The 16,510-nt window shown below is 54.7% G+C and carries 23 protein-coding genes; 1 reads left to right on the top strand and 22 read right to left on the bottom strand.

Annotation, left to right across the window (positions count from 1 at the left end; genetic code table 11):
• Positions 1-204: 204 nt before the first annotated feature.
• Entirely contained in the window at positions 205-744 is a 540-nt protein-coding gene (locus tag ACP7BO_RS00265) for a single-stranded DNA-binding protein (protein ID WP_060696761.1), read from the bottom strand.
• 9 nt (positions 745-753) lie between these two features.
• The gene (locus ACP7BO_RS00260; protein ID WP_397455634.1) at positions 754-2,145 is read right to left on the bottom strand and encodes an MFS transporter; all 1,392 of its coding nucleotides are present in this window, start codon (positions 2,143-2,145) and stop codon (positions 754-756) included.
• 196 nt (positions 2,146-2,341) lie between these two features.
• Here ACP7BO_RS00260 and uvrA point away from each other — a divergent pair, with 196 nt between their 5' ends.
• Positions 2,342-5,176 (top strand): excinuclease ABC subunit UvrA, encoded by a 2,835-nt coding sequence (uvrA, locus tag ACP7BO_RS00255; protein ID WP_426208011.1) that lies wholly within the window; start codon positions 2,342-2,344, stop codon positions 5,174-5,176.
• Positions 5,177-5,298: 122 nt separating this feature from the next.
• Here uvrA and bfr read toward each other — a convergent pair whose 3' ends face one another.
• From bfr to rpsQ, 20 genes are all read right to left on the bottom strand, one after another.
• The gene (gene bfr / locus ACP7BO_RS00250; RefSeq protein ID WP_397455632.1) at positions 5,299-5,763 is read right to left on the bottom strand and encodes a bacterioferritin; all 465 of its coding nucleotides are present in this window, start codon (positions 5,761-5,763) and stop codon (positions 5,299-5,301) included.
• 155 nt (positions 5,764-5,918) lie between these two features.
• Entirely contained in the window at positions 5,919-7,367 is a 1,449-nt protein-coding gene (locus ACP7BO_RS00245; protein ID WP_426208009.1) for a catalase, read from the bottom strand.
• Between the two features lie 169 nt (positions 7,368-7,536).
• The gene (gene rplQ / locus ACP7BO_RS00240) at positions 7,537-7,923 is read right to left on the bottom strand and encodes a 50S ribosomal protein L17 (RefSeq protein WP_003444357.1); all 387 of its coding nucleotides are present in this window, start codon (positions 7,921-7,923) and stop codon (positions 7,537-7,539) included.
• 42 nt (positions 7,924-7,965) lie between these two features.
• Positions 7,966-8,967: a DNA-directed RNA polymerase subunit alpha gene (locus ACP7BO_RS00235; RefSeq protein ID WP_003176403.1), complete on the bottom strand. Its 1,002-nt coding sequence runs from the start codon at positions 8,965-8,967 to the stop codon at positions 7,966-7,968.
• A 22-nt stretch (positions 8,968-8,989) separates the two neighbouring features.
• Entirely contained in the window at positions 8,990-9,610 is a 621-nt protein-coding gene (gene rpsD / locus ACP7BO_RS00230; protein ID WP_003444359.1) for a 30S ribosomal protein S4, read from the bottom strand.
• 18 nt (positions 9,611-9,628) lie between these two features.
• Positions 9,629-10,018, bottom strand: a complete 390-nt coding sequence (rpsK, locus tag ACP7BO_RS00225) for a 30S ribosomal protein S11 (protein WP_002555466.1) — start codon at positions 10,016-10,018, stop codon at positions 9,629-9,631.
• Between the two features lie 30 nt (positions 10,019-10,048).
• Positions 10,049-10,405: a 30S ribosomal protein S13 gene (gene rpsM / locus ACP7BO_RS00220; protein WP_003444360.1), complete on the bottom strand. Its 357-nt coding sequence runs from the start codon at positions 10,403-10,405 to the stop codon at positions 10,049-10,051.
• A 129-nt stretch (positions 10,406-10,534) separates the two neighbouring features.
• Positions 10,535-10,651 carry a 50S ribosomal protein L36 gene (rpmJ, locus tag ACP7BO_RS00215; protein ID WP_002555468.1) on the bottom strand — a complete coding sequence of 39 codons (117 nt, stop codon included), beginning with the start codon at positions 10,649-10,651 and terminating at the stop codon, positions 10,535-10,537.
• 28 nt (positions 10,652-10,679) lie between these two features.
• Positions 10,680-12,008: a preprotein translocase subunit SecY gene (secY, locus tag ACP7BO_RS00210; RefSeq protein WP_003444361.1), complete on the bottom strand. Its 1,329-nt coding sequence runs from the start codon at positions 12,006-12,008 to the stop codon at positions 10,680-10,682.
• Positions 12,009-12,446, bottom strand: coding sequence for a 50S ribosomal protein L15 (gene rplO, locus ACP7BO_RS00205; RefSeq protein ID WP_003444362.1), 438 nt, complete (start codon positions 12,444-12,446; stop codon positions 12,009-12,011).
• Positions 12,447-12,449: 3 nt separating this feature from the next.
• A complete protein-coding gene (gene rpmD / locus ACP7BO_RS00200) occupies positions 12,450-12,626 on the bottom strand; it encodes a 50S ribosomal protein L30 (protein WP_003444363.1) in 177 nt (58 codons plus the stop codon).
• A 2-nt stretch (positions 12,627-12,628) separates the two neighbouring features.
• Positions 12,629-13,129, bottom strand: coding sequence for a 30S ribosomal protein S5 (gene rpsE, locus ACP7BO_RS00195; RefSeq protein ID WP_003186035.1), 501 nt, complete (start codon positions 13,127-13,129; stop codon positions 12,629-12,631).
• 3 nt (positions 13,130-13,132) lie between these two features.
• Positions 13,133-13,483: a 50S ribosomal protein L18 gene (rplR, locus tag ACP7BO_RS00190; protein WP_003444364.1), complete on the bottom strand. Its 351-nt coding sequence runs from the start codon at positions 13,481-13,483 to the stop codon at positions 13,133-13,135.
• A 10-nt stretch (positions 13,484-13,493) separates the two neighbouring features.
• Positions 13,494-14,027, bottom strand: coding sequence for a 50S ribosomal protein L6 (rplF, locus tag ACP7BO_RS00185; protein ID WP_003444365.1), 534 nt, complete (start codon positions 14,025-14,027; stop codon positions 13,494-13,496).
• Between the two features lie 12 nt (positions 14,028-14,039).
• Positions 14,040-14,432 carry a 30S ribosomal protein S8 gene (rpsH, locus tag ACP7BO_RS00180; protein WP_003444366.1) on the bottom strand — a complete coding sequence of 131 codons (393 nt, stop codon included), beginning with the start codon at positions 14,430-14,432 and terminating at the stop codon, positions 14,040-14,042.
• 212 nt (positions 14,433-14,644) lie between these two features.
• Positions 14,645-14,950: a 30S ribosomal protein S14 gene (rpsN, locus tag ACP7BO_RS00175; protein ID WP_003444367.1), complete on the bottom strand. Its 306-nt coding sequence runs from the start codon at positions 14,948-14,950 to the stop codon at positions 14,645-14,647.
• Between the two features lie 13 nt (positions 14,951-14,963).
• The gene (rplE, locus tag ACP7BO_RS00170; protein ID WP_003444368.1) at positions 14,964-15,503 is read right to left on the bottom strand and encodes a 50S ribosomal protein L5; all 540 of its coding nucleotides are present in this window, start codon (positions 15,501-15,503) and stop codon (positions 14,964-14,966) included.
• A 22-nt stretch (positions 15,504-15,525) separates the two neighbouring features.
• Positions 15,526-15,840: a 50S ribosomal protein L24 gene (rplX, locus tag ACP7BO_RS00165; protein ID WP_003444369.1), complete on the bottom strand. Its 315-nt coding sequence runs from the start codon at positions 15,838-15,840 to the stop codon at positions 15,526-15,528.
• Between the two features lie 11 nt (positions 15,841-15,851).
• Positions 15,852-16,220: a 50S ribosomal protein L14 gene (gene rplN, locus ACP7BO_RS00160; RefSeq protein WP_002555479.1), complete on the bottom strand. Its 369-nt coding sequence runs from the start codon at positions 16,218-16,220 to the stop codon at positions 15,852-15,854.
• A gap of 23 nt (positions 16,221-16,243) precedes the next feature.
• Positions 16,244-16,510 carry a 30S ribosomal protein S17 gene (gene rpsQ, locus ACP7BO_RS00155; RefSeq protein ID WP_003444370.1) on the bottom strand — a complete coding sequence of 89 codons (267 nt, stop codon included), beginning with the start codon at positions 16,508-16,510 and terminating at the stop codon, positions 16,244-16,246.

The following is a 16,510-nucleotide window of genomic DNA, read 5'->3' as shown; positions in this document are numbered from 1 at the left end:
ATGAAGCGCCGGGCGCTTCAGTAATACACGGACAACAGGATCGGACTACCAGGAGCTGAGCGGGTGCCATTTTTTGACCGGGCGGGTATCACCAAGGTTACCGTCACGGGATGTGCTATCTGGCGCATGGGCCAAAAAAAGGCCCGTTGCTGAATCAGCGACGGGCCTTTCGGGGTTCTGAGCGTGTAGCCCGAAGGCTGTACTCTAGAACGGGATATCGTCATCAAAGCTGTCGAAATCCGGTGCTGGCTGGGGTGCCTGCTGCTGCGGAGCTGGACGCGACTGCTGCTGTTGAGGCTGCTGTTGCTGTTGCGGTGCAGGACGTTGAGCCTGTTGACGCGGAGCAGACTGCTGTTGCTGGTAGTTGTTACCACCGCCCTGGTTTTGTTGGTCGCCCTGTGGACGGCCACCCAGCAGTTGCATGGTGCCTTGCATGTCGACCACGATTTCGGTGGTGTAACGCTTGATACCGTCTTTTTCCCACTCGCGGGTTTGCAACTTGCCTTCGATGTAAACCTGCGAACCCTTGCGCAGGTATTCGCCGGCGATTTCGGCAACTTTGCCGAACATCGATACGCGGTGCCATTCAGTCTTTTCGACTTTCTGGCCGGTTTGCTTGTCTGTCCACTGTTCGCTGGTTGCCAGACTCAGGTTGGTCACGGCATTACCGTTAGGCAAGTAGCGAACTTCGGGATCCTGGCCGCACGTGCCGACCAATATAACTTTGTTAACCCCACGGGCCATAACGTTCTCCTAGGCTTCGCACGTCGGCGCTGGGTTAACCAACTGCTCGAGTGTCGCGCGATCCAATAGTTCGGTGTCCAATTTGATATAAATGGCAGCTTCTTGCGCTACCACCACTGCATCTGTAACGCCTGTAATAGCCTTTAAACGCTCGGCCAGGCCTGCTTCGCGAAGCGCTTCAGGCGATAGCGGCAAGCGCAGGCTTGTCACATAAGGCGGTTCGCGCATGGTAACAGCAAAGGCCAGCCAGAGTGCAGCCAGACCTGCGCATCCAAGGAACACAACCGACAAGCCGCCATGCTGAAATAACCAGCCGCCGAGTATGCCGCCCAGTGCTGAACCGAGGAACTGGCTGGTGGAATAAACCCCCATCGCCGTGCCCTTGCCGCCCGCCGGAGACACCTTGCTGATCAACGAAGGCAATGAAGCTTCCAGCAGGTTGAAGGCGGTAAAGAACACTACAGTCCCCACCACCAGTGCTCGCAAGCTGTCGCCGAACTTCCAGAAGAATAGCTCAGTGAGCATCAACGTCACGACGGCGCCGAGCAAAACTCGTTTCATTTTGCGTTTCTTTTCGCCGTAGATGATGAACGGGATCATGGCGAAGAAAGAAATCAGCAAGGCGGTCAGGTACACCCACCAATGTTGCTCTTTGGGCAGCCCGGCCTTTTCCACCAGCGCTAGCGGCAATGCGATGAAACTGGACATCAGCATGGCGTGCAAAACGAAAATCCCCAGGTCCAGACGCAGCAGGTCGGGGTGACGCAAGGTCGGAAGCAATGCCTGCCTGGCCACACCCGACTCGCGATGCTGCAAGGTACCGGTTGAGCGCGGCACCATGAACATGACGATGACTATTCCTACAAGCGCCATTGCGCCAGTGGCCAGGAACAGGCCTGACAAACCAAAAGCACGGGTTAGCAGCGGACCTACTACCATCGCTACAGCAAACGACAAGCCAATGGTCATGCCGATCATGGCCATGGCTTTGGTGCGGTGCTGTTCGCGAGTGAGGTCTGAAAGCAACGCCATCACGGCAGCAGAAATTGCGCCAGCGCCCTGCAGGACCCGACCGGCAATGACGCCCCAGATCGAGTCCGAGTTCGCTGCCAGTACGCTACCGAGAGCGAAGACAATCAAACCGAGGTAAATAACCGGACGACGACCAATGCGGTCAGAAATAACCCCGAAAGGGATCTGAAAAATTGCCTGTGTCAGGCCGTAAGCGCCTATTGCCAGGCCTATCAGGGCAGGCGTCGCACCGACGAGGTCCATCCCATAGGTCGCCAAAACCGGCAACACCATAAACATGCCAAGCATACGGAAGGCGAACACAAGTGCCAGACCGCTTGCTGCCCGGGTCTCGCTACCACTCATGCGGTCGCTGTGGGGATCGTGCATGGAATAACCTCATGTGAACCGGCGGCGATTCTACCAGTCCCATCGAGTAACAGCACACACACGAGCGAGGCGCGACGCTTTGTCACGTAAAAGTTATAAAGGCTCTTAATACCAACTTGCCATTAAGAGCCTGCACAGCTTTCGTACAGATCCGTATACTCATTCGTTTACGTTATGCCCGCCAAGCGAGGCCGCAGTGGACAAGATCCTGATACGTGGGGCACGAACCCACAACCTGAAGAACATCGACCTGACCCTGCCAAGGGACAAACTGATCGTCATCACCGGACTGTCTGGCTCCGGCAAATCATCCTTGGCCTTTGATACGTTGTACGCAGAAGGCCAGCGCCGCTATGTCGAGTCGCTGTCGGCCTATGCACGCCAGTTCCTGTCGATGATGGAAAAGCCTGACGTTGATACCATCGAAGGTCTGTCGCCAGCGATATCCATCGAACAAAAATCGACGTCGCATAACCCGCGCTCCACTGTCGGTACCATCACCGAAATTTACGACTACCTGCGTTTGCTGTATGCCCGTGTCGGCATCCCCCGCTGCCCCGATCACGACATCCCGCTCGAAGCGCAGACCGTCAGCCAAATGGTCGACCTGGTACTGGCGCAGCCTGAAGGCAGCAAGCTGATGCTTCTGGCGCCAGTGATCCGCGAGCGCAAGGGTGAACACCTTTCGGTTTTTGAAGAACTGCGCGCTCAAGGTTTCGTGCGGGCCCGGGTCAACGGCAGACTCTGCGAGCTGGATGAGCTGCCCAAGCTCGACAAGCAGAAGAAGCACACTATTGATGTGGTGGTTGACCGCTTCAAGGTTCGCCCCGATCTGCAGCAACGCCTGGCCGAATCCTTTGAGACCGCGCTGAAGCTGGCCGACGGTATTGCACTGGTTGCGCCGATGGACGATGAGCCGGGCGAAGAGATGATCTTCTCCGCGCGCTTCGCCTGCCCAATCTGCGGCCATGCGATCAGTGAACTTGAGCCCAAGCTGTTTTCCTTCAACAACCCAGCCGGGGCATGCCCGACCTGTGACGGGCTGGGGGTTAAGCAGTTTTTCGACATTAAACGCCTGGTCAATGGCGAGCTGACACTGGCCGAAGGCGCCATACGTGGCTGGGACCGGCGCAACGTTTATTACTTCCAGATGCTCGGGGCGCTGGCCAAACACTACGACTTCAGCCTGGAAGTGCCCTTCGGCGAACTGCCGGCTGACAAGCAAAAAGTCATTTTGTATGGCAGCGGTACCCACAACGTTGATTTCCGCTATCTGAATGATCGCGGCGATATCGTCAAGCGCTCGCACCCGTTTGAAGGCATCGTGCCGAACCTGGAGCGCCGCTATCGCGAAACCGAATCGGCTACCGTGCGCGAAGAGCTGGCCAAGTTCTTGAGCACCCAGTCCTGCCCGGACTGCCGTGGTACGCGCCTGCGTCGCGAAGCCCGTCACGTGTGGGTTGGCGAGAAAACCCTGCCGGCTGTAACCAATATGCCGATTGGGGATGCGACCGAGTATTTCAGCACCCTGAGCCTGACCGGGCGCCGGGGCGAAATCGCAGACAAAATCCTTAAGGAAATTCGCGAACGCCTGCAGTTTTTGGTCAACGTGGGGCTCGATTATCTGTCGCTGGATCGCAGCGCAGACACCCTGTCTGGCGGTGAGGCGCAGCGTATCCGTCTGGCCAGCCAGATCGGCGCAGGTCTGGTCGGGGTGCTGTACATCCTCGACGAACCCTCCATCGGCCTGCATCAGCGCGATAACGACCGTTTGCTCGGCACCCTTAAACATCTGCGTGACATCGGCAACACCGTGATTGTGGTGGAGCATGACGAGGATGCGATTCGCCTGGCGGACTATGTCGTTGATATCGGCCCGGGCGCCGGGGTACATGGCGGCCACATCGTCGCGCAAGGTACGCCGGCGGAGGTAATGGCTCATCCTGATTCATTGACCGGTAAATACCTGTCCGGACGTGTGAAAATTCCCGTACCGGCCAAGCGTACGCCGCGCAACAAGAAGATGACGCTGACGCTCAAGGGCGCTCGCGGCAACAACTTGCGTAATGTGGATCTGGAAATCCCTCTGGGACTTTTGACCTGCGTGACCGGGGTTTCGGGTTCAGGCAAGTCGACACTGATCAACAACACGCTCTACCCGCTCAGCGCCACTGCCCTCAATGGTGCGACCACGCTGGAGGCCGCGGCTCACGACAGCATCAAAGGTCTTGAGCACCTGGACAAGGTAGTCGACATCGACCAGAGCCCTATTGGTCGTACCCCTCGTTCCAACCCGGCCACATACACCGGCCTGTTCACACCAATACGCGAGTTGTTTTCCGGCGTACCTGAATCCCGCTCGCGGGGGTACGGCCCGGGTCGTTTCTCCTTCAACGTGAAGGGCGGACGCTGCGAAGCGTGTCAGGGGGATGGCCTGATCAAGGTGGAAATGCACTTTCTGCCCGACATCTACGTGCCTTGCGATGTGTGCAAGAGCAAGCGCTATAACCGTGAAACCCTTGAGATCAAATACAAGGGCAAGAGCATTCACGAAGTGCTGGAAATGACGATCGAAGAAGCCCGCGTGTTCTTCGACGCGGTGCCTGCGCTGGCGCGTAAGCTGCAAACGCTGATGGATGTAGGCCTGTCGTACATCAAGCTGGGGCAGTCCGCCACGACGCTGTCAGGCGGTGAAGCGCAACGGGTCAAACTGTCTCGCGAGCTGTCCAAGCGCGATACCGGCAAGACCCTGTATATCCTTGATGAGCCGACAACAGGTTTACACTTTGCTGACATCCAGCAACTGCTGGATGTGCTGCATCGACTACGCGACCACGGCAACACCGTGGTGGTGATCGAGCACAACCTTGACGTGATCAAAACTGCTGACTGGCTGGTGGATCTAGGACCCGAAGGCGGGTCTAAAGGTGGTCAGATCATTGCAGTCGGCACGCCGGAAGACGTGGCTGAAATGACGCAGTCTCATACCGGCTTCTATCTGAAACCGCTGCTGATTCGCGACAGGCATTAAGCCTGACGCATGAAAAAGCCCCGGCCATTGTGAGATGGCAGGGGCTTTTTTATGCGTCAGACTTTTGCTCGCGATCTTTTAACGGCTCGCGAGCAAACTCGCGCCTACAGATCGAGGGTCGGTCAGAACTGCGATTGCAGGTAATTCTGCAAGCCGATCGTCTTGATCAGGCCCAGCTGCTTTTCCAGCCAGTAGGTATGATCTTCTTCAGTGTCTGCCAGCTGAACGCGCAAGATGTCGCGGCTCACGTAATCCTTGTGCTGTTCACACAGCGCGATGCCCTTGCAGAGCGCAGCACGGACCTTGTATTCAAGACGAAGGTCGGCGGCAAACATCTCAGGCACCGTGGTCCCGACATCCAGGTCGTCCGCACGCATACGCGGAGTACCTTCTAGCATCAGAATCCGACGCATCAACGCGTCAGCGTGTTGTGTCTCTTCTTCCATTTCGTGGTTGATGCGTTCGTATAGCTTGGTAAAGCCCCAGTCCTCGTACATACGGGAATGGACAAAGTATTGGTCACGTGCAGCCAGCTCGCCGGTAAGCAACGTGTTGAGGTAATCGATTACGTCCGGGTGCCCTTGCATCGCCGCACATCTCCCTGCTTGAAAGTCTGTAGTTTGAACCAAGCTGACCGGGAGGTCACGACTCAATCGCAATAAAATCCCGTATCTGTAGAGATAATAGGCCTAAAAAACGCAAAAACCGCCCAATTGAGGGCGGTTCTGCTTCTCACTTAGACTTACTTAGCCTTTACACCCAGTGCTTTGGCGACACCGTCCCCATAAGCCTGATCGGCATTGTAGAAATGTTGCAACTGGCGCTGCACTACGTCGTCCGATACCCCGGCCATGGCACCTGCGATGTTGTCTATCAACAGAGCTTTCTGCTCATCGGTCATCAGGCGGAACAGCGCACCGGCGTGGCTGTAGTAGTCACTGTCAACGCGATGATCGTAACGATCCGCTGCACCACTGAGCGCCAAAGGCGGCTCAGCGTACTGAGGCGCCTGCTTCGGCGCATCGGTGTAGCTATTTGGCTCGTAGTTCGGTGCGGCACCGCCATTGTTGCCAAAAGCCATCGAACCATCACGCTGGTAGTTATGCACAGGTACCCGTGGCGCATTGATAGGCAGATGCTGGTGGTTGGTGCCTACACGGTAACGATGGGCATCAGCGTAAGCGAACACACGGCCTTGCAGCATGCGGTCAGGCGATAGACCAACACCCGGAATCATATTGCTTGGACCGAATGCTGCCTGTTCGACCTCGGCAAAATAGTTAAGCGGGTTACGATTCAACTCCAGCTCGCCAATTTCAATCAGCGGGAACTCTTTTTGCGACCAGGTCTTGGTCACGTCGAACGGGTTTTCGTAATGGGCGGCAGCCTGGGCTTCAGTCATGACTTGCATGCATACGCGCCATTTCGGGAAGTCGCCTCGCTCAATGGCATCAAAAAGGTCGCGCTGCGCATAGTCCGGATCAGTACCTGCAAGACGCTCGGCTTCTGCTGGCGGCAAGTTCTTGATGCCTTGCTTGGTTTTATAGTGCCATTTGACCCAGTGACGCTCGCCGGCCGCGTTGATCAGGCTGTAGGTATGGCTGCCGAAACCGTGCATGTGACGATAGCCATCAGGGATGCCACGATCAGAGAACAGGATGGTGACCTGGTGCAGTGACTCAGGCGAATGCGACCAGAAGTCCCACATCATCTGTGCACTTTTCAGGTTGCTTTGCGGAAGACGCTTTTGGGTGTGGATAAAGTCAGGAAACTTCAACGGATCACGAATAAAGAAAACCGGGGTGTTGTTACCCACGATGTCCCAGTTGCCTTCTTCGGTATAGAACTTGAGCGCAAAACCACGCGGATCACGCGCAGTGTCTGCCGAGCCGCGCTCGCCACCTACGGTTGAGAAACGCAGGAAGGTCGGGGTTTGCTTGCCAATGGTGTCGAACAGCTTCGCACTGCTGTACTGAGCCATGTCACGGTTAACGGTGAAGGTACCATGGGCCCCCGAACCCTTGGCGTGAACACGACGCTCTGGAATGTTTTCACGGTTGAAATGGGCAAGCTTTTCGAGCAGATGAAAATCATCGAGCAACAACGGGCCGCGAGGGCCAGCAGAACGAGAATTCTGGTTGTTAGCAACTGGAGCGCCGCTGGCGGTCGTAAGCGTTTTGGTCTGGCTCATGCTTTTGCTTCCTCAGTCTTTGTACTGCCGGCTAATCGGCTGAGGAGGAGTATTGACCATGAACTCTACACGGGCAAATGCATTAATTGATCACGATCAATAGAAAATGATAATCATAGAGACACAAAAAACCGGGCACTAGGCCCGGTTCTTTGTAGAGACTGACGTCTTACTCAGCGGATACAGCTTCACCGCCAACTGGACGATCAACCAACTCGACGTACGCCATAGGCGCGTTGTCGCCAGCACGGAAACCGCACTTGAGGATGCGCAGGTAGCCACCCTCACGAGTTGCATAACGCTTGCCCAGATCGTTGAACAGCTTACCAACGATGGCTTTCGAACGCGTACGGTCGAAGGCCAGACGGCGGTTAGCCAGACAATCATTCTTGGCCAGAGTAATCAGCGGCTCAGCAACGCGACGCAATTCTTTGGCTTTCGGCAGAGTCGTTTTGATCAGCTCGTGCTCAAACAACGACACTGCCATGTTTTGAAACATAGCCTTGCGGTGGGAGCTAGTGCGGCTCAGGTGACGACCACTTTTACGATGACGCATGGTTCATTCCTTACCAAACACAACGTTCGGTGATTACGACGATCAGGCAGTCGCCTTGTCGTCCTTCTTAAGACTTGCAGGCGGCCAGTTGTCGAGGCGCATGCCGAGGGACAGACCACGGGAGGCCAGAACATCCTTGATTTCAGTCAAGGATTTCTTGCCCAGGTTCGGAGTCTTCAACAGTTCTACTTCGGTGCGCTGAATCAGGTCACCGATGTAGTAAATGTTCTCCGCCTTAAGGCAGTTGGCCGAACGCACGGTCAGTTCCAGATCGTCAACCGGACGAAGCAGGATCGGATCGATCTCGTCTTCCTGTTCGATAACCACTGGTTCGCTGTCACCTTTGAGGTCGACGAATGCAGCCAACTGCTGTTGCAGGATGGTTGCAGCACGACGAATAGCCTCTTCAGGATCCAGTGTACCGTTGGTCTCCAGATCAATAACCAGCTTGTCCAGGTTAGTACGCTGCTCGACACGGGCGTTTTCCACCACGTATGCGATACGGCGAACCGGGCTGAACGAAGAGTCAAGCTGCAAGCGACCAATGCTGCGGCTTTCATCTTCATCGCTCTGACGCGAGTCTGCTGGTTCATAACCACGACCACGAGCTACGGTGAGCTTCATGTTCAAGGCGCCGTTAGACGCCAGGTTGGCGATTACGTGATCGGGATTAACGATCTCGACATCATGATCCAGCTGAATATCGGCAGCGGTAACCACCCCCGAACCCTTCTTCGACAAGGTCAGCGTAACTTCGTCACGGCCGTGCAGCTTGATAGCCAGACCTTTAAGGTTCAACAGGATTTCAATTACGTCTTCCTGTACACCTTCGATGGCGCTGTACTCGTGGAGCACACCATCAATCTCGGCCTCGACTACTGCACAGCCTGGCATTGAGGACAACAGGATGCGTCGCAGCGCGTTGCCCAGGGTGTGGCCAAAACCACGCTCGAGAGGCTCGAGTGTGATTTTAGCGCGGGTTGGACTGACAACTTGCACATCAATATGGCGAGGTGTCAGGAACTCATTTACCGAAATCTGCATGGATGCACCTATTTTCTAGCCCTTACTTGGAGTAGAGCTCGACAATCAGGCTTTCGTTGATGTCGGCGGACAGATCACTGCGAGCAGGAACGTTCTTGAAAACGCCCGACTTCTTCTCAGTGTCTACTTCTACCCATTCTACGCGGCCACGTTGGGCACACAGATCGAGAGCTTGGACAATGCGAAGCTGGTTCTTTGCTTTCTCGCGGATAGCGACCACGTCACCAGCACGTACCTGGTAGGACGGAACGTTAACGGTCTGACCGTTTACGCTGATCGACTTGTGCGATACCAACTGACGGGATTCGGCACGAGTAGAGCCGAAACCCATACGGTATACGACGTTATCCAGGCGGCATTCGAGCAGTTGCAACAGGTTTTCGCCAGTTGCACCTTTTTTGCCAGCAGCTTGTTTGTAGTAGCCGCTGAACTGACGCTCGAGAACGCCGTAGATACGACGGACCTTCTGCTTTTCACGCAGTTGGGTACCGTAGTCGGATTGGCGACCGCGGCGTTGGCCGTGGATGCCTGGAGCAGCTTCAATATTGCACTTCGATTCGATAGCGCGCACACCACTCTTCAAGAAGAGATCGGTGCCTTCACGACGTGCCAGTTTGCATTTTGGACCAATGTAACGAGCCATTCTTTACAGTCTCCTGGATTACACGCGGCGCTTCTTCGGCGGACGGCACCCGTTGTGCGGGATTGGCGTCACGTCGGTGATGCTGGCGATCTTATAGCCACAGCCGTTCAAAGCACGGACAGCGGACTCACGACCTGGACCTGGACCTTTAACGTTAACGTCAAGGTTTTTCAGGCCATATTCCAGCGCAGCTTGACCAGCACGTTCAGCAGCTACTTGAGCAGCGAACGGGGTGGACTTGCGAGAACCGCGGAAACCCGAACCACCGGAGGTAGCCCAAGAAAGCGCGTTACCCTGACGGTCGGTGATGGTCACGATTGTGTTGTTGAAAGACGCGTGGATGTGGGCGATGCCATCAACCACTGTCTTTTTGACTTTTTTACGAGGACGAGCAGCAGGTTTTGCCATGACTAAATTCCTGTCGATTCGCTGGTGCGATTACTTGCGGATCGGCTTACGCGGACCTTTGCGAGTACGCGCGTTGGTCTTGGTACGCTGACCGCGTACTGGAAGACCACGACGATGGCGCAGACCGCGGTAGCAGCCCAAATCCATCAAGCGTTTGATTTTCATGTTGACTTCACGACGCAGGTCACCTTCAGTGGTGAACTTTGCCACTTCGCCACGCAGCAACTCAATCTGCTCGTCGCTCAGATCTTTGATCTTAGCGGCTGGGTTTACCCCAGTCTCTGCGCAAATTTTCTGCGCAGTAGTGCGACCAACACCAAAGATGTAGGTCAGCGAGATAACAGTGTGCTTGTTATCTGGAATGTTAACGCCTGCAATACGGGCCATTCAGTGGGACTCCAATTGACAGCTACCTACGCCCCGGAAGCCAAGAAATAGGGCGCGAGATAATATCGCTGTAATAACAAATAATCAACCCAGCAGCGCACTAGCTGCTGGGCTTCAAACAGATCACACTCAGCCTTGGCGCTGTTTGTGACGTGGTTCCGCGCTGCAAATTACCCGAACAACACCTTCGCGGCGAATAATCTTGCAGTTACGGCACAGCTTTTTCACCGATGCACGAACTTTCATCACCAACTCCTCTCACCTTATGGGTACTTCAGCGAAGCATGCCGCTGCCGTAGCCCTTCAGGTTGGCTTTCTTCATCAGGGATTCGTACTGGTGCGAAACGAGGTGCGATTGTACTTGGGACATGAAGTCCATAACAACCACGACCACGATCAGCAACGAGGTCCCGCCAAGGTAGAACGGAACGTTTGCCGCAACCACCAGGAACTGGGGCAACAGACACACGGCCGTCATATAAAGAGCACCGAACAGAGTCAAACGAGTCAAAACGCCATCAATATAGCGCGCCGACTGCTCACCTGGACGGATACCCGGAATAAAGGCACCGGACTTCTTCAGGTTTTCCGCTACGTCTTTCGGATTGAACATCAACGCCGTATAGAAGAAGCAGAAGAAAATAATCCCTGCACTAAACAGCAGAATATTCAACGGCTGACCAGGAGCGATCGACTGCGAGATGTCCTGCAACCAGCCCATACCTTCAGACTGACCGAACCAGGCACCCAGCGAAGCCGGGAACAGCAAAATGCTGCTCGCAAAAATAGCCGGAATAACACCGGCCATATTCACTTTCAGCGGTAGGTGGCTAGTCTGCGCAGCAAACACCTTGCGGCCCTGCTGACGCTTGGCGTAGTGAACAGCAATACGACGCTGACCACGCTCAATGAACACCACAAAACCGATAATCGCTACTGCCAGCAAACCGATAGCAACCAAAGCGAAGATATTGATATCGCCCTGACGCGCAGACTCGAAAGACTGCCCAATTGCTCTCGGAAGACCGGCGACGATACCCGAAAAAATCAACATCGAGATACCGTTGCCAACACCACGTTCAGTAATCTGTTCACCCAGCCACATCATGAACATCGCACCAGCCACAAAAGTGGTTACTGCAACGAAATGGAAGCCTAGGTCACCAGTGAACGCTACGCCCTGCCCTGCCAGACCTATGGACATGCCAATAGCCTGAACAAGAGCAAGAGCGACAGTGAGGTAGCGGGTGTACTGGCTTATCTTGCGACGACCAGCTTCACCTTCCTTCTTCAACTGCTCCAGCTGCGGGCTGACAGCGGACATAAGCTGCATGATGATCGATGCCGAAATATACGGCATGATCCCCAGCGCAAAAATACTCATCCGCTCCAGCGCGCCGCCAGAAAACATGTTGAACAAGCTAAGAATGGTCCCCTCATTCTGTCGAAACAGGTCCGCCAACCGGTCCGGGTTAATACCTGGAACTGGGATGTGTGCGCCTATTCGGTAGACGATAATCGCCAGGAATAGAAAACGCAGACGAGCCCAGAGCTCGGATAACCCGCCTTTGCTGAGCGCTGAGAGAGCACCTTGCTTAGCCATTTATTCCTCGAACTTGCCGCCAGCTGCTTCGATAGCCGAACGCGCACCTTTGGTGGCGCCGATTCCCTTGCCGATTGTGACAGCGCGAGTAACTTCACCGGACAGCATGATTTTCACACGCAGTACGTTGACGTTGATCACGTTGGCATCTTTCAGGGTCTGCACAGTAACGATGTCGCCTTCCACTTTAGCCAGCTCGGACAAACGCACTTCTGCGCGATCCATGGCTTTCAGGGAAACGAAACCGAACTTAGGCAGACGGCGATGCAGCGGCTGTTGACCGCCTTCAAAGCCTGGAGCAATTGTGCCACCGGAACGGGAGGATTGACCTTTGTGACCACGGCCACCAGTCTTACCCAAACCGCTACCGATACCACGGCCCGGACGATGCTTTTCGCGACGGGAACCCGGCGCTGGACTCAGATCATTGAGTTTCATCGATTAACCCTCTACACGCAGCATGTAGTAAGCCTTGTTGATCATCCCGCGATTCTCGGGAGTATCAAGTACTTCTACAGTGTGACCGATGCGACGCAGACCCAGACCCTTAATGCACAGTTTGTGATTAGGGATACGGCCGGTCATGCTTTTGATCAGCGTTACTTTAACGGTAGCCATGATCAGAAGATCTCCTTAACGCTTTTGCCACGCTTAGCGGCAATAGACTCAGGAGATTGCATAGCTTTCAAACCTTTGAAAGTGGCGTGAACCACGTTTACTGGGTTAGTCGAGCCGTAGCACTTGGCCAGAACGTTCTGAACGCCAGCAACTTCGAGGACAGCACGCATAGCGCCGCCAGCGATGATACCGGTACCTTCAGAAGCAGGCTGCATGTACACCTTCGAAGCGCCGTGAGCGGACTTCATTGCGTACTGCAGAGTTGTGCCGTTCAGGTCAACTTGGATCATGTTGCGGCGAGCAGCTTCCATTGCCTTCTGGATCGCAGCAGGCACTTCACGTGACTTGCCACGGCCGAAGCCAACGCGCCCTTTACCATCACCAACCACGGTCAACGCGGTGAAAGTGAAGATACGGCCGCCTTTAACGGTTTTGGCTACGCGGTTAACTTGAACCAGCTTCTCAATGTAGCCTTCGTCGCGCTTTTGGTCGTTATTTGACATAACTTAGAACTCCAGCCCAGCTTCACGAGCAGCCTCAGCCAGCGCTTTCACGCGGCCGTGGTACTTGAAGCCAGAGCGGTCGAAAGCCACCTGCGAGACGCCAGCGGCTTTTGCACGCGTAGCGACCAGCTGGCCAACCTTTGTGGCCGCGTCGATGTTGCCAGTGGCAGCATCACGCAGTTCTTTGTCCAAAGTCGAAGCACTTGCCAAGACTTTGCTGCCGTCGGCCGAGATGACCTGGGCGTATATATGCTGCGACGAGCGGAACACGCAGAGACGCACGACTTCGAGTTCGTGCATTTTCAGACGTGCTTTGCGAGCGCGACGCAGGCGAGTAACTTTTTTGTCGGTCATTTGCTATGCCCTACTTCTTCTTGGCTTCTTTACGACGGACGACTTCGTCCGCGTAACGTACACCCTTACCTTTATAAGGCTCTGGTGGACGGAAACCGCGGATCTCAGCGGCCACCTGACCTACCAGCTGCTTATCAATACCCCGAATCAGGATATCGGTTTGGCTAGGAGTCTCAGCGGTGATGCCTTCCGGCAGTTCGTAATCCACTGGGTGCGAGAAGCCAAGAGCCAGGTTCAGCACTGTGCCTTTTGCTTGCGCTTTGTAACCAACACCGACCAGCTGGAGCTTGCGCTCGAAGCCTTGGCTTACGCCTTGGACCATGTTGTTTACCAACGCACGAGTGGTACCAGCCATTGCGCGAGTTTGTTGATCGCCATTGCGAGCAGCGAAACGCAGCTCACCAGCTTCTTCAACAATTTCAACGGACGAATGGATGTTCAGTTCTAGAGTGCCCTTGGCACCCTTCACCGAAAGCTGTTGGCCGGCGAATTTTACTTCGACACCAGCTGGCAGCTTAACGGGGTTCTTAGCGACGCGTGACATGCTTATCCCCCCTTAGAACACAGTGCAAAGAACTTCGCCGCCGACACCGGCAGCGCGCGCAGCACGATCCGTCATCACACCTTTGCTGGTGGAGACGATAGACACACCGAGACCGCCACGAACTTTCGGCAGATCTTCGGAGGACTTGTACTGACGCAGGCCTGGACGGCTAACGCGCTTCACTTCTTCGATAACCGAACGGCCTTCGAAGTATTTCAGCTCGATAGACAGCAGTGGTTTGATTTCGCTGCTGATCTGATAATCCGCGATGTAACCTTCGTCTTTGAGAACTTTGGCTACAGCTACCTTCAACGTGGAAGATGGCATGCTTACGACGGACTTTTCAGCCATCTGGGCATTACGGATTCGAGTTAGCATGTCCGCTAACGGGTCCTGCATACTCATGGGCTAGACGCTCCTGTTACAAAAATAATTAGCCTCGCGGCTACATCTGTCGCCGAGTGACTCAATGCTTAAAAAGCACGGGCTCAGGCGAGCCGGTCATTCTAGACACACGCCAGAAATGAATCAAGCCCCAATAGGGGCTTGATTCATATTCAAGGTCACCGACTGTCAGGATATTGCAATCCTGACAGTGACAACTTTGCCTGTGCGCCTTACCAGCTGGCTTTAACCAGACCTGGTACGTCACCGCGCATTGCTGCTTCACGCAATTTGTTACGGCCGAGGCCGAACTTGCGGTAAACACCATGCGGACGACCAGTCAGGCGGCAGCGGTTACGCATGCGCGCAGCGCTTGCGTCACGTGGCTGCTTCTGCAGAGCTACTTGAGCTTCCCAACGCGCTTCTGGACTTGCGTTCAGATCCACGATGATAGCTTTCAGTGCTGCACGCTTCTTGGCGAACTTGGCAACCGTGAGCTGACGCTTCAGCTCGCGGTTTTTCATGCTCATCTTGGCCATTTTCCTACTCCAATCAGTTGCGGAACGGGAATTTGAAAGCACGCAACAAGGCGCGACCTTCATCATCTGTCCGAGCAGTGGTGGTCAGGGTAATGTCCAGACCGCGAAGGGCATCGATCTTGTCGTAGTCGATTTCCGGGAAAATGATCTGCTCTTTCACGCCCATGCTGTAGTTACCACGACCATCGAAGGACTTGGCATTCAGGCCGCGGAAGTCGCGTACCCGAGGCAGGGAGATCGACAGCAGACGATCCAGGAATTCGTACATACGCTCACGGCGCAGAGTAACTTTAACGCCGATCGGCCAGCCTTCGCGAACTTTAAAGCCTGCGATGGACTTGCGAGCGTAGGTCACAACACATTTTTGACCCGTGATCTTTTCCAAATCAGCTACAGCGTGCTCGATGATTTTCTTATCACCGATCGCTTCGCCCAAACCCATGTTCAGGGTGATTTTGGTAACGCGCGGAACTTCCATCACGTTCGAAAGCTTAAGTTCTTCCTTAAGTTTCGGAGCGATTTCCTTCCGGTAAATCTCTTTTAGTCGTGCCATGGTCTTATCTACCTAGCAGTGTTCAAGCATCAACCGCTTTTTGGGTCGACTTGAAGACACGAATTTTCTTGCCTTCTTCTACTTTGAAACCAACGCGGTCAGCCTTGTTGGTTTCGCCGTTGAAGATGGCGACGTTAGAAGCGTCCAGCGGAGCTTCTTTTTCGACGATACCGCCTTGCACGCCCGACATAGGGTTAGGCTTGGTATGACGCTTAACCAGGTTCAGACCGCCAATAACCAAACGGTTGTTAGCGAGAACCTTAAGCACCTTACCGCGCTTACCTTTGTCTTTGCCGGCGATCACGATGATCTCGTCGTCACGACGAATCTTTTGCATGTCGGATCTCCTTACAGCACTTCTGGGGCGAGCGAGACGATCTTCATGAACTTCTCAGTACGAAGTTCACGGGTCACTGGCCCAAAGATACGGGTGCCGATCGGCTCTTGCTTGTTGTTCAGAAGAACAGCAGCGTTGCCATCAAAGCGGATAATGGAGCCATCAGCACGACGTACGCCGTGACGAGTGCGGACTACAACAGCAGTCATCACTTGGCCTTTTTTCACTTTACCGCGAGGAATTGCTTCCTTGACGGTAACTTTGATGATGTCACCGATACCAGCGTAACGACGATGGGAGCCACCCAGCACCTTGATGCACATAACGCGGCGTGCGCCGCTGTTATCGGCCACATCGAGCATGGATTGAGTCTGAATCATATAATTTCTCCGACCCCTAGTCCTTAGACTTCCACAGCGCGTTCGAGAATATCAACCAATGCCCAAGACTTGGTCTTGGCCAGCGGACGAGTTTCACGAATAGTGACCTTGTCGCCGATGTGGCACTGATTGGTTTCGTCGTGCGCGTGCAGCTTAGTCGAACGCTTAACATATTTACCGTAGATCGGGTGCTTAACGCGACGCTCGATCAGTACGGTGATGGTCTTGTCCATCTTGTCGCTGACAACACGGCCAGTCAGCGTACGGACAGTTTTTTCGGCTTCAGCCAT

This window comes from Pseudomonas sp. TWR2-1-1, from assembly GCF_049897045.1.
Lineage (GTDB): Bacteria > Pseudomonadota > Gammaproteobacteria > Pseudomonadales > Pseudomonadaceae > Aquipseudomonas > Aquipseudomonas versuta.
Note: the sequence above shows the minus strand (reverse complement) of the source record. Positions and strands in the feature narration are given on the sequence as shown.

Excerpts from the sequence above, each read along its gene's own strand:
- ACP7BO_RS00265 (WP_060696761.1), bottom strand. The coding sequence starts at position 744 with ATGGCCCGTGGGGTTAACAAAGTTATATTGGTCGGCACGTGCGGCCAG.
- rpsD (WP_003444359.1), bottom strand. The coding sequence starts at position 9,610 with ATGGCTCGTTACATTGGTCCAAAATGCAAACTGGCACGTCGTGAAGGC.
- rplN (WP_002555479.1), bottom strand. The coding sequence starts at position 16,220 with ATGATTCAGACTCAATCCATGCTCGATGTGGCCGATAACAGCGGCGCA.
- rpmJ (WP_002555468.1), bottom strand. The coding sequence starts at position 10,651 with ATGAAAGTTCGTGCATCGGTGAAAAAGCTGTGCCGTAACTGCAAGATT.
- ACP7BO_RS00245 (WP_426208009.1), bottom strand. The coding sequence starts at position 7,367 with ATGAGCCAGACCAAAACGCTTACGACCGCCAGCGGCGCTCCAGTTGCT.
- rpmD (WP_003444363.1), bottom strand. The coding sequence starts at position 12,626 with ATGGCTACCGTTAAAGTAACGCTGATCAAAAGCATGACCGGCCGTATC.
- rpsH (WP_003444366.1), bottom strand. The coding sequence starts at position 14,432 with ATGAGTATGCAGGACCCGTTAGCGGACATGCTAACTCGAATCCGTAAT.
- rpsN (WP_003444367.1), bottom strand. The coding sequence starts at position 14,950 with ATGGCCAAGATGAGCATGAAAAACCGCGAGCTGAAGCGTCAGCTCACG.
- rplR (WP_003444364.1), bottom strand. The coding sequence starts at position 13,483 with ATGACCGACAAAAAAGTTACTCGCCTGCGTCGCGCTCGCAAAGCACGT.
- secY (WP_003444361.1), bottom strand. The coding sequence starts at position 12,008 with ATGGCTAAGCAAGGTGCTCTCTCAGCGCTCAGCAAAGGCGGGTTATCC.
- rplE (WP_003444368.1), bottom strand. The coding sequence starts at position 15,503 with ATGGCACGACTAAAAGAGATTTACCGGAAGGAAATCGCTCCGAAACTT.
- rplX (WP_003444369.1), bottom strand. The coding sequence starts at position 15,840 with ATGCAAAAGATTCGTCGTGACGACGAGATCATCGTGATCGCCGGCAAA.
- rplQ (WP_003444357.1), bottom strand. The coding sequence starts at position 7,923 with ATGCGTCATCGTAAAAGTGGTCGTCACCTGAGCCGCACTAGCTCCCAC.
- rpsM (WP_003444360.1), bottom strand. The coding sequence starts at position 10,405 with ATGGCCCGTATTGCAGGCGTTAACATTCCAGATAACAAGCACACTGTT.
- rplF (WP_003444365.1), bottom strand. The coding sequence starts at position 14,027 with ATGTCACGCGTCGCTAAGAACCCCGTTAAGCTGCCAGCTGGTGTCGAA.
- rplO (WP_003444362.1), bottom strand. The coding sequence starts at position 12,446 with ATGAAACTCAATGATCTGAGTCCAGCGCCGGGTTCCCGTCGCGAAAAG.
- rpsE (WP_003186035.1), bottom strand. The coding sequence starts at position 13,129 with ATGTCAAATAACGACCAAAAGCGCGACGAAGGCTACATTGAGAAGCTG.
- ACP7BO_RS00260 (WP_397455634.1), bottom strand. The coding sequence starts at position 2,145 with ATGCACGATCCCCACAGCGACCGCATGAGTGGTAGCGAGACCCGGGCA.
- bfr (WP_397455632.1), bottom strand. The coding sequence starts at position 5,763 with ATGCAAGGGCACCCGGACGTAATCGATTACCTCAACACGTTGCTTACC.
- rpsQ (WP_003444370.1), bottom strand. The coding sequence starts at position 16,510 with ATGGCTGAAGCCGAAAAAACTGTCCGTACGCTGACTGGCCGTGTTGTC.
- ACP7BO_RS00235 (WP_003176403.1), bottom strand. The coding sequence starts at position 8,967 with ATGCAGATTTCGGTAAATGAGTTCCTGACACCTCGCCATATTGATGTG.
- rpsK (WP_002555466.1), bottom strand. The coding sequence starts at position 10,018 with ATGGCAAAACCTGCTGCTCGTCCTCGTAAAAAAGTCAAAAAGACAGTG.